This window comes from Nitrospirota bacterium (assembly GCA_016178585.1).
Lineage (GTDB): Bacteria > Nitrospirota > Nitrospiria > JACQBW01 > JACQBW01 > JACOTA01.
This window is the reverse complement of the sequence record JACOTA010000018.1, coordinates 67,574-83,608: the sequence shown is the minus strand read 5'-3', so window position 1 is coordinate 83,608 and position 16,035 is coordinate 67,574. Positions and strand designations below refer to the sequence as shown.

Genomic DNA, 16,035 nt, shown 5'->3' with positions numbered 1-16,035 from the left:
GCCTGGGTCTCATTCAATGATTTTATCCCCTCTTCAAATTCAAGACCTCCTTAAAGAAGCCCTCAAAGAAGACCTGGGATGGGGAGATGTGACGACCCAGACTTTGTTCCCGGAATTTCTCCCGGCGAAAGGGACGATTTTTCCAAGAGAAGAAGTTGTCCTGGCCGGGACCCTGGTTGCAAGGGAACTCTTTACTCTTTTAGACCCCGGCATTCAAATCACGATACACCACCAGGATGGAAACAGCGTTAAAAAAGGAGAGATCTTTATCACCCTTCTGGGAGACGGAAGAACTTTGTTGAAGGGCGAACGGGTCGCGCTTAATTTTCTGCAAAGATTATCCGGAATCGCAACTTTAACCGCAAAATTTGTAAAACAGGTCAAAGGGACCAAAGCAAAAATTCTCGATACGCGAAAAACCACCCCCGGCCTCCGATTGCTGGAGCGATACGCGGTGTCTCAAGGGGGAGGCATGAATCACCGTTTTCACCTCGGTGACGCCATCTTGATTAAAGATAACCATATTACGTTAAAAGGGGGATTAAAAAAGACGCTGAGGGCCCTCAAATCAGGGGCTAATCCTTATTCTCCGGTTGAGGTGGAGGTTAAAAATAAAGAAGAAGCGAGAATCGCAATAGAAGAGGGCGCCGACATCATTCTTCTGGATAATATGACCCCGTCCAAAATTAAAGAGGCCGTATCGTTAATCGGAAACCGGGCTCTGGTTGAGGCTTCCGGGGGGGTCAATCTCAATAATGTTAAAGACATCGCCGAAGCAGGCGTCGACTACATTTCAATCGGCGCTTTAACCCATTCGGCTCCGGCGGTGGATCTGAGCATGGATATCGTTCCCAATGGATGACGTAAAATTAAAAAAACATCTTCAGATCGATCAGATTATTAAGTCCCTGAGGACGAAGGAAATCGGGAAAACCCTGATTTACCTGGAATCGACCGACTCGACCAATTTGCAGGCCGCACAACTCGGTAAAAAGGGGAATCCTAACGGCACCCTGGTCATTGCAGACAAACAGACCGCTGGAAAAGGACGGCTTGGCCGAACCTGGATCTCTCCCGCATTTGCCAACCTTTATTTTTCACTTCTCCTGAGACCTCCCATTTCGCCGCAAACGGCAAGCTGGATGAGTCTCCTGGGAGGCGTCGCAACCGCAAAAAGCATTCAGGGTTACACAGGGCTTTTGCCTAAAATAAAATGGCCCAATGACATTCTGATCAACGACAAAAAGGTTGCCGGAATCTTAACCGAACTTCATGCCGAAGGGAATCAGGTTCAATATCTCATTTTGGGGATTGGCGTCAATGTCAATATGAGCCGATTTCCCTCCCCCATTTCTCAGACCGCCACGTCTTTGAAAAAAGAGACAGGCCACCCTGTTTGCCGGGAGCTGTTTTTGACTGACCTTCTTCAGGAAATCGAAAAGGAACTTGAACAATTTTATCAAAAAGGCCATCAAATGATTTCATCAGAATGGAAAAAGCTTTCCGATACGCTGGGAAAAAAGGTCAGGATCAGCCAGGGAGGTCAGATTTTAGAAGGTACGGCTATTGATCTGGACCCTCACGGCGGCTTAATTTTAGAAAAAAAAGATTTCACCAGAATGACCATTATGGCGGGCGATATTGCCCCATGACCGGATCTAAAGGAATTAGCATGCTCCTCACCATCGACATCGGCAACTCCAACATTGTTTTAGGCCTGTTTCAAAAAAAACATTTAATCGGGGAGTGGCGAATTTCCACCCATCCCCATAAAACCGTTGACGAATACGCCATCTTGATGGAAGACCTCTTTTCATTAAAAAAAATTCTTCCAGAAGAAATTCGAGGGGCGATCATTTCCTCGGTCGTCCCGCCCCTCACCCCGATCTTTAAAGAAATTTCCGTCAAATATTTCAATACAGATCCAAAGGTTGTCACCACGCAGATCAAACTGGGGTTGACCTTCCAATATGAGAATCCGGCTGAGATCGGCGCTGATCGGATTGTCAACGCTGTTGCCGGATTCCATTTTTACGGGGGGCCTTTGATTATTGTCGACTTTGGTACGGCCACCACCTTTTGCAGTCTTTCAAAAAAAGGGGTCTACCGGGGAGGGGCCATTGCTCCCGGGTTAAATATCTCGGCGGAAGCGCTGTTTCAGCGAGCGGCCAAACTTCCCAGGATCGAACTGGTCAAACCTGATCGGGTGATTGGAACGGACACCATCACCAGCATGCAGTCTGGAATTATTTTTGGATATGTCGGATTGGTCGAAAAATTAATCCAGCAAATAAAAAAGGAAACGAAAGAAAACGGAACGGTCATTGCCACGGGAGGACTTTCCGGATTGATTGCTTCGGAAACCAGGGCCATTGACAAGGTCCACCCTCACCTGACTCTTGGAGGCCTGAGCATTATTTTTGACTTAAACCGAAATTAATACAAACGTATTAAATGTTGTTACGTTTCATCGTAGGGGCAGGCCCCTGTGCCTGCCCTGGGCAACCACGGGGGATTGCCCCTACAAGAAACATGTCACAATTATTTTTACGTTTGTATTCATTTGCAGGGAAATCACATCATTTAAGGAGAACTAATCAATGAAGAATTTAGGAAAACTCGAGGTTTTCCCCAATCCTCAGCCGAAAAGGGATTATGAAATCCAATTTGAATGCCCGGAATTTACCTGCCTTTGTCCCAGAACCGGCCAGCCGGACTTTGCCGTCATTCGGATCAATTATATTCCAGACCAGTTTTGTGTCGAGTTAAAATCGCTGAAACTTTATTTATGGTCTTACCGAAATGAAGGGGCTTTTCACGAAGCCGTGACCAACAAAATACTGGATGATCTCGTTCAGGCGATCCAGCCCCGTTTTATGAAAGTGGCAGGAGACTTTTTCGTCAGAGGGGGCATCCACACTGTCGTTACCGCGTCTCACACGAAGAACTAGAAAGATTACCGATAGAGGGCTGAACCGGCAGCCCTAAACTCCTCTGCCTTTTCTTTCATCCCTGTTTGAAGCGCTTCTTTTTCTTCAAGTTCCTTCTGTGCCGCATACTGGCGCACATCTTCGGTGATTTTCATGGAACAAAAATGGGGCCCGCACATCGAACAGAAATGGGCCACTTTTGCATTCTCTGCCGGAAGGGTTTCATCGTGAAACGATTTCGCCGTTTCAGGGTCAAGCGACAGATTAAACTGATCTTCCCACCTAAACTCAAAACGGGCGTCTGACAGGGCATTATCCCGGTGCTGGGCGCCAGGATGTCCTTTCGCGAGGTCGGCGGCATGTGCGGCGATTTTATAGGTAATTACGCCTGTTTTTACATCTTCTTTAGTCGGGAGACCCAAATGCTCCTTGGGGGTTACATAACATAGCATCGCGCACCCGAACCACCCAATCATCGCCGCCCCGATCCCAGAGGTGATATGATCATATCCCGGCGCAATGTCGGTTGTTAACGGTCCTAAAGTATAAAAAGGAGCTTCATGACATTCTTTCAGCTGTTTTTCCATATTCACCTTGATCAGGTGCATCGGAACATGGCCGGGTCCTTCGATCATGGTTTGCACGTCATGCTTCCACGCGATTTTCGTCAACTCCCCAAGCGTTTCGAGTTCGCCGAACTGAGCTTCATCATTGGCATCCGCGATTGAACCGGGACGCAGGCCATCCCCCAGGCTGAATGAAACGTCATAAGCCTTCATCATTTCACAAATTTCCTCAAAATGGGTATAAAGGAAACTCTCCTGATGATGGGCAAGGCACCACTTGGCCATAATCGATCCCCCGCGCGAAACAATGCCGGTCTTCCGTTTGGCTGTCATGGGGACATATCGTAATAAAACGCCGGCATGGATCGTGAAATAATCGACTCCTTGCTCCGCCTGCTCGATTAACGTGTCTTTGAAAAGGTCCCAGGTGAGTTCTTCGGCCTTCCCGTTTACTTTCTCAAGGGCCTGGTAAATGGGAACCGTTCCAATAGGAACCGGAGAGTTTCGTAAAATCCACTCTCTTGTCTCATGAATATTTTTTCCGGTGGAAAGGTCCATCACGTTATCGGCGCCCCACCGTGTGGCCCAAATCATTTTTTCAACTTCTTCTTCAATGGTGGAGGCCACCGCGGAATTCCCGATATTCGCGTTGATTTTCACGAGAAAATTCCGGCCGATAATCATCGGTTCAATTTCGGGATGATTGATATTTGAAGGAATAATCGCTCTTCCTCTTGCCACCTCGTTCCGGACAAACTCGGATGTCATCCTGGAAGGAATCGAGGCTCCGAAAGACTCTCCCTGATGTTGCGACATCCCTTTGCCTCCACCGTTGGCCGGCTGTTTCAAAGCTTCTTCCAGCATCTGGTTTTCCCGAATGGCGATAAATTCCATTTCAGGGGTAATGATCCCCTTTCGGGCATAATGCATCTGAGACACGTTCATGCCGCTTTTTGCCCGTAAAGGTTTCCGAATATGCCGAAAACGGAGGTGATCGAGTTTTGGGTCATTCGCTCTTTTACGGCCATACTCCGAAGAAGAGACTTGCAGTTCTTCAACATCGTTCCTGCCCAAAATCCAGTTTAACCGGATGGGTGCAAGCCCTTTTTGTATATCGATTTTAATTTTTGGGTCGGTATAAGGACCCGAGGTATCATAAACCGCCACGGGCGGATTTTCTTTAGGTATCCCGGTCATCGGAATCGTCGGCGTGAGAAGAATTTCCCGCATTGGAACCTCGACCCCTGCCACCGAACCTTTGACGTGAATTTTCCGGGAAGCGGGAAATGGTTTTGTCGTCAGGCCGCTGTCGACCGTTTCGCCCTTTAATTTTCCGTTGGCTTGATCATTCATCTTCAATATCCTTTCCTAATTCTACTCGGGGGCCTGTGCCACAAAGCTTGCTCGCGAGCGATTCCGCAGCGAAGCTATCTTTTTTCTGCCCCCGAACCCCGCGCTCAGATCGGCAAAGCCGAATCTTCGCATCCTAACCTAATCATTAAAGCGACCTGATAAACAAAAGGACAAAAAAAAACCGCGTCAGCCATCGGAGACACGGTTTTCGTTATTCTTTTAACCGCTTCCCTTCGCTGGCATTATCCAGATCAGGTTCAAAGGGTTGTCCTCTCTTTTGAAAGACTCTCAGCCGCCGGCACCCCTTGCGAAATGTTTAGGTTTTTATCTTAATATGCTGTTTGAATGGAAGTCAAATAAAAACAGTCGTCTTTATTTTGGACTGGATTGATGGGGGGAAGTGAATTAAAAAAACTTAAAGATATTTGTGTAAAGTTACAACCAAGCAAAATGACAAAACAATCAATAATTCTCCCAAAATGACCTCTCCCTAAAAATAAAAATGATATTACCACAAGACTATCATGAGAGTATATAGCAATTTCTTTGCCAAACCTATAACCCATTGAAATTTAATAATTTTATTTAAAAATATTGCAGTAGGAGCAGAATTTTAGTCAATCAATTGATTTTTTTAATGAAATTGATAAGAAAGTGGCAAATTGTTTCCCATAAATCCAAAAAACAGGGAAAGAATAAATCTCCGCTCTTGCCACCCCCAGTTTTTTAAAATATTCGTTTTTTCAGGCCAGGGGAGGGAGTTTCCGTCACGGGTCAAAACGTCTCCCGTTAGTGTCTCCTCTGTCGTGATTGCAATGGCCTGAAATGCTCATGAGACGCACTTCAGGCAGGCACGTTTGTCTCTTAAAGGGTTGTTTGGCGTACGCCCCATTCCTCCAACCCCCTCCCCCGGCCTTGGTCTCGGTTCTTTGGGATAAAACTGGGGGTGGGCAAGAATCTTGACTTGGCGGGTGACTCTAAGCTAGGATTAAACCATGCTTGATCCCTACAAAATTGCACCCACCTATGAAAAAGAGATTACCCGGGCTATTGCCAGAGAGTTTTATCAGCAATTTGACTCTCTGGTGGAATCGGATGTCATCATTATCGGTGCGGGACCTTCAGGTCTGGTTTGCGGAAAGGAACTGGCTTCTTCCGGAGTAAAAGTCCTGATCATCGAGCAGACCAATCATCTTGGCGGAGGGTTCTGGTCGGGTGGCTATCTGATGAACAAAACAACCATTGCCGCCCCCGCCCAGGAAATCCTTGAAAAAATCGGCGTTCCCTGCAAAAAAATGACGAAAGAGATGTATATCGTCGATGCGCCTCATGCCTGCTCCAAACTCATTGGAAGCGCCTTTGATGCCGGAATTAAAGTCCTTAATTTAACGGTTCTTCGCGATTTAATCATCCGGGGAGAAAATAATAACGTGGAAGGGGTCGTCGTCAACTACGCCCCGATCTATGAAATGCCAAAAGGGACGGCTCATGTCGACCCGATAGGCCTTGAAGGCAAGATTGTGGTTGATGCCACCGGCCACGATGCCATCGCCGTTCAGTTATTGGCTAAACGTGGCCTGTATAAAAATGTACCCGGCAATGGTCCGATGTGGGTCGCAAAATCAGAAGAATGTATCATGGAAAAGACAGGGGAAGTTTATCCCAACCTCTTTTTGGTTGGGCTTTCTGTCGCCGCTGTTTTCGGAACTCCCAGAATGGGCCCCGCGTTTGGGTCAATGCTTCTGTCGGGTAAAAAGGGAGCCGATCTTATTCAGAAAAAACTTCAATCTAATCGGTAAACAAACCCAATCAAAAATCAGCAGATAACATGAAAAAACCTTAGAGCTGTCATTACGAGAAGCGTTTTCTGCGACGAAGTAATCCACTACTGAGATTGCTTCACTTCGTTCGCAATGACAAGCGAGGACTCAGAATGACGTTTTAAGGACTTTTTCAACAGCCTAAGACGGGCGGAGGAAGGTGATTCTCATGCCATTCGCAATCACCAGCAAAGACACGCCCATATCCGCGGCGACCGCCATCCAGAGCGTTGAAAGTCCCGCTATCGCCAGAATAAGAAAAACCGCTTTAATGCCAATGGCCAGCGCAACATTCTGTTTGATCAGACGAAGCGTTTGTTTTCCCAATCGAACGGCAAACGGAAGTTTTAACAGATTATCAGACATTAAAACCACATCAGCCGTTTCCATGGAAACCTCCGTTCCCTTCTCCCCCATGGCAATCCCAACCGTCGCGGCGGCCAGGGCCGGGGCATCATTAATCCCATCCCCTACCATGGCTACTTTTTCGAATTTTTTTCTTAACTGTCCGATCGTATTTGCTTTTTCATCCGGCATCATTTCGGCGTAAACTTCATCCAGTCCGATCCGAGAAGCGACCAGAGAAGCATTAACGGCATTATCTCCTGTCATCATGGAAATATTTTCTACACCTTCCGTTCTTAGTTCCCTCAAACTTTGCGCGGTCTCGGGCCTAAGGGAGTCTGAAACCGCAATGATTCCCAGGACCTCTCTTTCATTTCCAATTAAAACAGTGGTTTTCCCCTGAGCCTCTAAAGGAAAAAGAGAAGATTCTATTTTTTCGGAACAAAACCCCTGTTCTTCAAAAAACCGATGATTGCCAATAAAATACGTCTCGCCGGCCAATACCCCCTTCGCGCCCAATCCGGGAAAAGATTGAAAATCCTTAAGCGGCAATTCCGGCGTCCCCATCCGATTGGCATATTCAACGATGGCCCCGGCGACGGGGTGCTTTGCGTGTTTTTCAAGTGAAGCCGCTATCCGGATCAGAGATTCGGCAGTTCCGGAAAATGGAATCACCTCTTTGACCCCGGCAATACCGGTCGTCAGGGTTCCGGTCTTATCAAAAACAAAAGTTTTAATCCTTCCCAACTCTTCGAGAAACAAACCTCCCTTAATGAGGATCCCTTTCCTTGCGGCTGCGGACAAACCCGAAATAATTGTCACCGGCGTTGAAATGACGAGCGCGCACGGACAGGCGATGACGACAAGCACCAGCGCCCTGTAAAACCAGGTATTTAAGTTTTCATGAAAAAAAAGAGGGGGCGCCACAGCAATAAAAACCGCAAAAGAAATGACCCATGGCGTGTAATATTTTGAAAAGAGGTCGACGAACCGCTGAGAGGAGGCTTTCCTCCCCGACGATTCCTCTACGAGGTGGATAATCCGGGCCATCCGGCTTTCTTTCCAGAGATGAGTCACCTCGATTTCAAGGACACCGGTGAGGTTCAGAGTCCCGGCATAAACTTCGTCTCTTTCTTTTTTATCGACCGGCAGAGATTCTCCCGTCATAGAAGCCTGATTGACGCTTGAAATCCCTTTTACAATTTTTCCATCAAACGGAAGGATTTCCCCGGGACGAACAATGACCCGTTCCCCCGCTTTAACCTGTTCGCCATCGACCCGTTGGTCCGCGCCTTCCCGGGAAACCGTTACCCGGACGGGCGTATAGTCAATCAAACGGCCAATCGCTTTTCGACTCCGGTCAACACTGCGGGTTTCAAGCCACTGGGCAAGGGAAAATAGAAAAACCACCGATGCCCCTTCCAAATAATCGCGAAGAAGGACCGCCCCAAAAACAGCCAGAGTCATGAGAACGTTCATGTCGGTGATCCGCTGTTTCAGCGAAAGCAGGCCCTTTCGCGCGATAGGATAGCCGCCTAAAAAAACCGCCATTAAATAAAAAACCGTAGAAATTTGGGAGGAAAATAAAAAAGATGAGATGACTCCTCCGACGGTCAACCCCCCTGAAAGGAAGGTAGAAAAGACAGGCTTTTGGAAAAAAGACCCTGGCCCCGGTTTTTCGGGGGATTCCGGGTCTTTAACGGTATAGCCCAATTTTTCGACCTCGCGCGAGATGGCACGGGGATTGATCTGTATGGGCTGGTATTTAACGGTGAGCCGCGCGGTTAAAAAATTAACCTCGGCGGATTCGACGCCTTTGACCCGGTGCAGCCGTTTTTCAATTTTCAAGCCGCAATCCGGACAATCCATCTTGCCAATGGCAACCTGAAGAGTCCTGGTATTTGAATCATTGATCATGGTTTATTATAGAAATAAAAAATGGGGAAAAACAACGGATAAACACACTGGCCGTTCAGAAGAGGTCAGCTGTAAGGCCGCAGCCTTGAGGACGACGCAGGCGTACGTGGTTGGGTGCGTCGAAGAGGCCGAAAGGCGAGAACGCAACAGATGGCCTCTTACCCAAGAACAGAAATAGAAAGTTGTCATTGCGAGCGAAGCGAAGCAATCTCGCCATCGTGAACCGAGATCGCCACGCACCCTGCGGGCGCTCGCGATGACAGGCAAAACAAGGAGTTGCAAATCCTATCTCTGTTCCTGGGCTCTTATCAACGGCCAGGAACTACTCAACGAGGATCTTAATCAGTGTCCCCCCCACCCGAATGATATCAGCCGGTTTGAGGAGCTGGGTTTTAATCGATTGGCCATTGACAAAACTCCCGTTACTGCTTCCCAAATCGGTTAAACGATATCCCTGATCGGTTAATTCAATGATGGCATGCTGTCTTGAAATCTTCACGTCTCCCAACATCAGATCGGCTTTCATTCTTCCAATGGTGAGCCGGGGTTTGTTCAACACGACCCGCCTGCCCATCTGTTCGCCGCCCACCAGCTCCAAATACCATTTTCCTTTCCCTTTCGGGGAGAAAGACTCCCCGGCGCTATTTTGCCCTGACACGGGAGGTGAAGAGTCAAATAAAAAAAGCGCAGAATCCGGTTCGAAATCCATCTTGTCGGCCGAGGTCGGTTTTGGCTTTTGGTTCAGGAAATGTTCAATAATTCCTCCCGCGACATCATCCTTTGTGAGAGGATGTTCCAACAAGGGGATCACCCGGGCGTTATGGTAAATTTCCATCGTCAGGAGGGAAAGATCATGACTTAACACATAGACTAAAAACTGATCTCCGATCTCTTTTTCGGCAGGTCTTTTATCGGGGTGATGAAAATAAGATTCGACGCCTTTCCCGTATTTAAAATAAAAAAAACTGACTTCGTTTTGATTTCTTAAAAGAATCATATTTTCATTTTGATCGTTCTTGAGAATATCAATCTTTTTTTTAAGCTCCTGTCCATTGATCCCTCCACGGTAGGCTGGCTTATTTTGCGACGGAATCAGAAGACATTTCGCAAAAACAGGATCGACCGCGTAATAAGACAGGCTCACTTCCGGAAGGGACCCCAGTAAATTGAAGTAATCTTTGCCACTGATGGCATGGAAAGCGTTTTTTTCAAGATAAAAAGCTCCCAGAGGCTCTCCCTCCATCGCAACCAGATAAAGTTTTTTCCTGGGAGACTCTCCGAACATCACATCAATACGCTCTTCTTTTTTTTCTTTTAATTTCCGAAAGAGCGTGTTCACGAACGACGCCGAATAGGTTTTTTTTTCAAAAAATGTTTTAAGGGAGGGGATGCTTATTTCCGGCATCAAACGGCCTTTACCGGTTCATTTTCATTGATAAGGGCCAGGGCATTCAACAATTCCCCGGGATGACGATAACGGGCTGTTTTATCTTTTTCCAAACTTTTTAAAATGATATTTGCCAGGGCGTCCGGGATTTTTTCATTATATCTTTTGGGAGACTCGGGGATCGAATGGAGATGGTGATAATAAATATCCCCTTCGGTAAAGGGAGGCCGGCCGGCTAATAAATGATAAAGCGTGCATCCCAGGGCATACAAATCGGTTTGGGCATCCACGTTTTTTCCCAAAATCTGTTCAGGCGACATGTAGTAGGGAGTCCCCTTTACGGTGGTTTTCTCGCTCAACCCTTCATGAACGAGCTTCGCCAAACCGAAATCCATAATTTTAACCATTTTATCCTTCGTGAGCATTAAATTAGCCGGTTTAATGTCCCGATGAATCACATTTTTATCGTGAGCGTATTCTAACCCAAGGCAAAGCTGTCTGGCAATTGCCATCACGATGCGGATCGGAACTCCCCCCCTGGTTTTGACCAAAAGGTCTTTCAAGGTCATTCCGTCGACACATTCCATGGTAATGTAATAATCGCTTCCCACTTTGCCGGTATCATAAATTGTCACAATATTCGGGTGATTCAAAGCGGCCGCGGTTCGCGCCTCAAGCATAAAGCTTTCCAAAAACTGGGGGTTATTCTTAAAGGAATCGGGTAAAATCTTGTAGGCCACAATTCTCTTTAAGACGGTATCCTCCGCGCGGTAAACAATTCCCATTCCACCCCTCCCCAGCTCATTGAGGATTTTATACCGGCTGGTAACCGTGTGGGCCTCAGTCTCCTCCGGGGTTAGAGCGGAGGCCTGTTTGACTTTCTCCCCTAGTTGTTCAAGCCTCGCGGGAACATCTTTATAGCTTAGATCTTCAGCTAAAATTTTTTCATACAGAGAAACCGCTTCATGCAAATCTCCGATTTTTTCGGTTAACAGCGCCAAATTATAAAAGGTTTCAAGGTTTTCCCGGGCAACCGATTTCCTTTCGATTAATCTTTGATATTTTTCTCTCGCCGGGCCCAGCATCCCTTTTTTCTGGAATAAGCCGCCCAGGAGAAGAGACGCCTGTTCATAATTCTTTGAATTTGAGGTTATTTTTTGATAAAGACTGATTGCCCGATCCGTATTTCCCATTTGATTAAAAATATCCCCGGCTTCAAAAAATGCCCCCCCTTTTTCAAAACAAAGCGCGGCGTTTTCCCGCTCCCCTTCCGCCAGGTAGAGTTTTGCCGCCTCTTTAAATTTACCGCCGGACTCAAGCGACCTTGCCGTTAAAAGAGGCTTCTTTGCTTTTGAAAAGGCCAAAGCCGACTGCTCAAAAAGGCCGGCCTTTTCCAGAAAAAATCCGGCCTTCCGGTATTCCTTTGCTTTAAAGAAAAGGTCTCCCGCGCTTGCTGAAATTTCCTGAATTTTCCTTGTATTTTCCTCCGAAGGCGTTTCGTTCTCCAGAGCCGAAACGACCTTTTCAAAATTTTCAGCCGCCTGCAGAAATTCCTTTAAATGGCGATACATTTCTCCGGCCTTCAGATAAAGCCCTTCCTTTTCGTAATACCTGGCGGCTTCGCGATATTCCTTCCCCTCCTCACAAACCCGGGCCGCCTCACGGTATTTCCCTAATTTAACATAGATTAACGCCGGCCGGTGGTAATTTTCCCCTTTTACAAACATGGCAACCGCGCGGGAATATTCTTCAACCGTTTCATAAAGTTTGCCGGCCTGGAGATATTTCTGATTTTTTGCGAAACGCTCCGCTCTCTTAATGATTGTTTTTCGGTAAAACGCCCGGGGCAAAATTTTCAAAACCCACCCGACCAAAGAAGAATCAATAAATATCCTCACGAAAATCAGAACTGTTTCACCGGCAATCAAGACCGCCAAAGAAAGTTTTAACCAATTCGGCGTGTTTTGAATAATTTCATTCCAGTAAAATTGGGCCTGACGGGTAAAATCCTCCATGAAATCATGAAAATCCGGATGATCGTTAAGATAGGTGTGATAAATAGCCGCCGCCTTAAGAAGGAGGCCGTGAAAATAATTCATGATGCCCTGATTTGAAATTCCAAAACCGTGTTTCCAATCCGAAGTTTATCGCCATTTTTTAAAAAATCTTCGGCCAGAACAAACTGATTGAGCAAACTCCCGTTGGTGCTGTTCATATCTTTGATGACAACGATTTCGTCGTAGAATTCCACCACGCAATGGGTTTTTGAGACCCGCGGGTCTTTCAGAATAATATCGGCCCCGCTTCGTCCCAGACTAAACCTGTTTTTCTCCTCCAGGGGATAAACCTTTCCCCTGTCCGCGCCTTCCACGATCTTAAAGGAATAGACCTTTTCGGGCGGGATGATTTTTATTTTTCCTGAAAGGGCCCGGACAACATCGGCTTTTGACCAAATGACCTGATTTTCGTCAGGTTGTTTTGCCCCGGTTAAAAGAATCGTTTTGTCCCCCTGAAATTCCATTTTAAACTCCTATAACTTAAAAAATATCGGGATTTAGGTACTTTGATAAAGTGTACCATAAGATGATAGTTTATCAACTGTAGGGGCAGGCCCCCGTGCCTGTCCTGGGCAACCACAGGGGGTTGCCCCTACACGTTGATCTGATGTTGCTCAATCCGCCAAAATCCCTTATAATACGACATGATGAAAGCGCCAGATAAAAATTCTTTTTTGATGGATACACGGCTTCAAAAGGATATTGATTACCTTGAAAATCTGCTGTCTCAGGTCATCGAACAGCAAGAGGGAAAAGACCTTCTGCGCCAAATCGAACAATTTAGAAAGCTGTGCAAGGAACTCCGGTTAAAGTATGAGGCCCCGAAGGAAAAAAAACTGATCCAGATGATCGAGGAACTCGATTTGACAGAGGCCGCGAAGGTCATTCGCGCCTTTGACATTTCGTTCCACCTGTTGAACGTTGCGGAAGAAAATTTCGCCATGCAGGCAAGACGAGACCAGCATCGAAATGACGCCCAATACAAACCCCATCCCCTGGAGGAAAGTTTCGCCCTTTTAGGCCGTGAAAGTCATCTCTATTCCGCCTTTTTAAAGCTTTTTAACCAAATGTGGATCGAACCGGTCATGACCGCTCATCCAACCGAAGCCAAGCGTCAGACGATTCTCGAAAAATACAGGAAAATATACCTTTTAATCTTAAAAAAACTGAACCCGATCTGGACGCCGAGAGAGCTTGAAATTTTAGAAAAAGAAATCGTGACCGAAATCACCCTCCTCTGGCAGACCGGCGATATTTTTCTTGAGCGTCCGACGGTTTATGAAGAGGTCAAAGGAATTCTTTTTTATTTTAAAGAATCCTTTTTTACGATCATTCCTCAATTTTATCAGGAAGTCGAATATTATCTTAAAAAAGGATTTTCCCCTGCCCCTTCCACCCCGTTTCCTGAAATCCCTCCTTTTCTGAAATTCGGATCCTGGGTCGGCGGAGACCGGGACGGAAACCCTAAAGTGACGTCGAAGATTACGGAATGGACGTTAAGAACCCACAAAGATTTCATCCTTTCCCTTTATCTCCAGTCGATCCAAGCCTTAATTGAAAGCGTCAGCCAATCAAAACATCTGGTGCCGATCTCCCCGGAACTCGCGAAAAGTTTCGAAGAGGATAAAATTCTTTTCGGAATCTCTTCGGAAGCGCTGCATTACCGGAATGTCCATGAGCCCTACCGTCAAAAATTAACTTTTATTAAATTAAAACTGGAGGAAACCCAAAAATATAACCGCTGGTTTTTGGAGGGAAAGCCTCTCGACGAAGAAAAACTTTCGAACTTCAAGGGGTATTTTAACCCTCAAACTCTTTTAGGCGATCTGGAGATCCTTCGAAAATCATTGCGGGAAAATAAGGGGGAAATTATTTCAACCCGCCTGGTCGAACCCTTTATGCGCCAGGTGCAGGTCTTTGGATTTCATTTGGCCAATCTCGATATTCGCCAGGAAGCAGACCAGCATCGAAAGGCGCTTCACGAAGTTTTGTTAAAAACCCGGCTTCATCCCTCCTTTGAAACCCTGCCTGAAACGGAAAAGGTCTCGCTTCTTTCCCAGGAGTTGTTAACCGTCCGCCCCTTGATTCCCGCGGGGATGACCTTTTCAAGAGAGACGGAAGAAGTCTTGAATATGTTTCATCTCATTAATAAAGCGCAGGCGACGCTGGGGCCGGAAGCCATTGGAAGTTATATTACCAGCATGACCTCTTCTCTGAGCGATCTTCTGATTGTTCAGGTCTTTTGCAAAGAGGCGGGATTATACGGCAACTGGGATCAGGATTTTCCGATGGCGCGAATAGACATTGTTCCGCTCTTTGAAACCATTGACGACTTGAAAAAATCGGTTTCGATTATGGAAGAGGCTTATCAGCACCCTTCGTACAAAATTTACTTAAAAGGGAGACATCATATTCAGGAAATCATGCTGGGGTATTCGGACAGCAGTAAAGACGGCGGAATTTTAACCTCCGCGTGGGAGCTTTACCTCACCCAGAAAAAATTAACCGCCCTGTCCGGGAAATATAAAATCAAATTAAGGCTCTTTCACGGGAGGGGGGGAACCGTCGCAAGAGGGGGGGGGCCTACCCATAAGGCCATTTTAGCTCAGCCGGAAGGAACCGTGAACGGTCAGGCAAAAATAACCGAACAGGGCGAGGTCATCTCCTCCAAATATGCCAATCGGGGCACCGCGCTTCATCACCTTGGACTCCTGGCCGCGGGGGTCATAACGGCCAGCTTAAAGTCCAGGCGAAAGCAAACCCGGGAAAGGGTTTATGAAAAGGCCTTTAATCTCATCTCGGAGATCGCCTATCACCGGTACCGGGAACTGGTGGAAAGTCCGGCCCTGGTTCAATATTTCACCGAGGGGACTCCGATTAACGAAATCGGCCTCTTAAATATCGGGTCAAGACCCTCCTATCGGCGAAAGGGCCATCGGATAGAAGACCTCCGGGCGATCCCCTGGGTGTTCAGCTGGACGCAGAGCCGGCACCTGATTCAGGCCTGGTACCCGATTGGATCGGCGCTGGCGGCGTTTATTCAGAAAAATAAAAAAGAAAACACCGAATTATTGATAGAGATGTACCAGAGTTGGCCTTTTTTTTCCAACCTCATCGATAATGTCCAGATGACGCTGGCCAAAACGGACATGCATATTGCCAGGCTTTATTCCAGCCTGGTCACTGACGATTCCATCCGGGACGCCATTTTTAAAAAACTCACCGAAGAGTATGAGAGCCTGATCAGGGTCATTCTGGCCATTACCCAAAGTCAGTCCATTCTTGACAACGACCCGGCGCTTCAGCACTCCATTCAATTGAGAAATCCTTTCATCGACCCCATCCACTATCTTCAGGTGAGGCTGATCAGACTCCTTCGGTCCGGGAGTCCCCATGTCGAAAAAGAAAAATTAACCCACGCGATTTTATTGTCGATTAATTGCATTGCGACGGGCATGCGGAATACCGGATAAAATCAGGTGTTATGAGACTGTTTCGCCTTCGGCTCGCAATGACACTTTTTATCTCTCTTGAGAGATACCCAAGAACAGAGTTAGAAAGCTGTCATTGCGAACAAAGTGAAGCAATCTCAAGACTTTACGATAAGATTGCCACGCACCGTTCGGTGCTCGCAATGACATGATTAATAAGTGAGTGCGA

Annotated in this window: 11 protein-coding genes and 1 riboswitch; of the genes, 6 read left to right on the top strand and 5 right to left on the bottom strand. The window is 46.8% G+C overall.

Going from position 1 to position 16,035, the window contains the following annotated elements; translation table 11 throughout:
• Window positions 1-16: 16 nt before the first annotated feature.
• From nadC to queF, 4 genes are all read left to right on the top strand, one after another.
• Complete coding sequence (nadC, locus tag HYR79_03450) at window positions 17-862, top strand: carboxylating nicotinate-nucleotide diphosphorylase (protein MBI1820745.1); 846 nt, start codon at window positions 17-19, stop codon at window positions 860-862.
• Window positions 855-1,652, top strand: coding sequence for a biotin--[acetyl-CoA-carboxylase] ligase (locus tag HYR79_03445; protein ID MBI1820744.1), 798 nt, complete (start codon window positions 855-857; stop codon window positions 1,650-1,652). The genes nadC and HYR79_03445 overlap by 8 nt, the downstream gene beginning before the upstream one ends.
• Before the next feature lie 20 nt (window positions 1,653-1,672).
• Window positions 1,673-2,440: a type III pantothenate kinase gene (locus tag HYR79_03440; GenBank protein ID MBI1820743.1), complete on the top strand. Its 768-nt coding sequence runs from the start codon at window positions 1,673-1,675 to the stop codon at window positions 2,438-2,440.
• Between the two features lie 160 nt (window positions 2,441-2,600).
• The gene (gene queF / locus HYR79_03435) at window positions 2,601-2,951 is read left to right on the top strand and encodes an NADPH-dependent 7-cyano-7-deazaguanine reductase QueF (protein MBI1820742.1); all 351 of its coding nucleotides are present in this window, start codon (window positions 2,601-2,603) and stop codon (window positions 2,949-2,951) included.
• Between the two features lie 5 nt (window positions 2,952-2,956).
• Here queF and thiC read toward each other — a convergent pair whose 3' ends face one another.
• Window positions 2,957-4,849 (bottom strand): phosphomethylpyrimidine synthase ThiC, encoded by a 1,893-nt coding sequence (gene thiC, locus HYR79_03430; protein ID MBI1820741.1) that lies wholly within the window; start codon window positions 4,847-4,849, stop codon window positions 2,957-2,959.
• Between the two features lie 211 nt (window positions 4,850-5,060).
• A riboswitch (TPP riboswitch) is annotated at window positions 5,061-5,165 on the bottom strand.
• A 679-nt stretch (window positions 5,166-5,844) separates the two neighbouring features.
• Here thiC and HYR79_03425 point away from each other — a divergent pair.
• Entirely contained in the window at window positions 5,845-6,648 is an 804-nt protein-coding gene (locus tag HYR79_03425; GenBank protein ID MBI1820740.1) for a thiazole biosynthesis protein, read from the top strand.
• Window positions 6,649-6,810: 162 nt separating this feature from the next.
• On the opposite strand, the gene HYR79_03420 is transcribed toward HYR79_03425, so the two are convergent.
• The 4 genes from HYR79_03420 to HYR79_03405 all read right to left on the bottom strand — a co-directional run bounded on the left by HYR79_03420 (window position 6,811) and on the right by HYR79_03405 (window position 12,839).
• Entirely contained in the window at window positions 6,811-8,931 is a 2,121-nt protein-coding gene (locus HYR79_03420; GenBank protein MBI1820739.1) for a cation-translocating P-type ATPase, read from the bottom strand.
• Window positions 8,932-9,253: 322 nt separating this feature from the next.
• Window positions 9,254-10,270 carry an FHA domain-containing protein gene (locus tag HYR79_03415; protein ID MBI1820738.1) on the bottom strand — a complete coding sequence of 339 codons (1,017 nt, stop codon included), beginning with the start codon at window positions 10,268-10,270 and terminating at the stop codon, window positions 9,254-9,256.
• A gap of 65 nt (window positions 10,271-10,335) precedes the next feature.
• On the bottom strand, window positions 10,336-12,417 hold the full coding sequence (locus HYR79_03410) for a protein kinase (protein MBI1820737.1): 2,082 nt from the start codon (window positions 12,415-12,417) through the stop codon (window positions 10,336-10,338).
• Window positions 12,414-12,839 (bottom strand): FHA domain-containing protein, encoded by a 426-nt coding sequence (locus HYR79_03405; GenBank protein ID MBI1820736.1) that lies wholly within the window; start codon window positions 12,837-12,839, stop codon window positions 12,414-12,416. Before HYR79_03405 ends, HYR79_03410 begins: the two co-directional genes overlap by 4 nt.
• Window positions 12,840-13,019: 180 nt before the next feature.
• On the opposite strand from HYR79_03405, the gene ppc reads away from it, so the two are divergent.
• Window positions 13,020-15,848 (top strand): phosphoenolpyruvate carboxylase, encoded by a 2,829-nt coding sequence (gene ppc, locus HYR79_03400; protein ID MBI1820735.1) that lies wholly within the window; start codon window positions 13,020-13,022, stop codon window positions 15,846-15,848.
• Window positions 15,849-16,035: the final 187 nt, after the last annotated feature.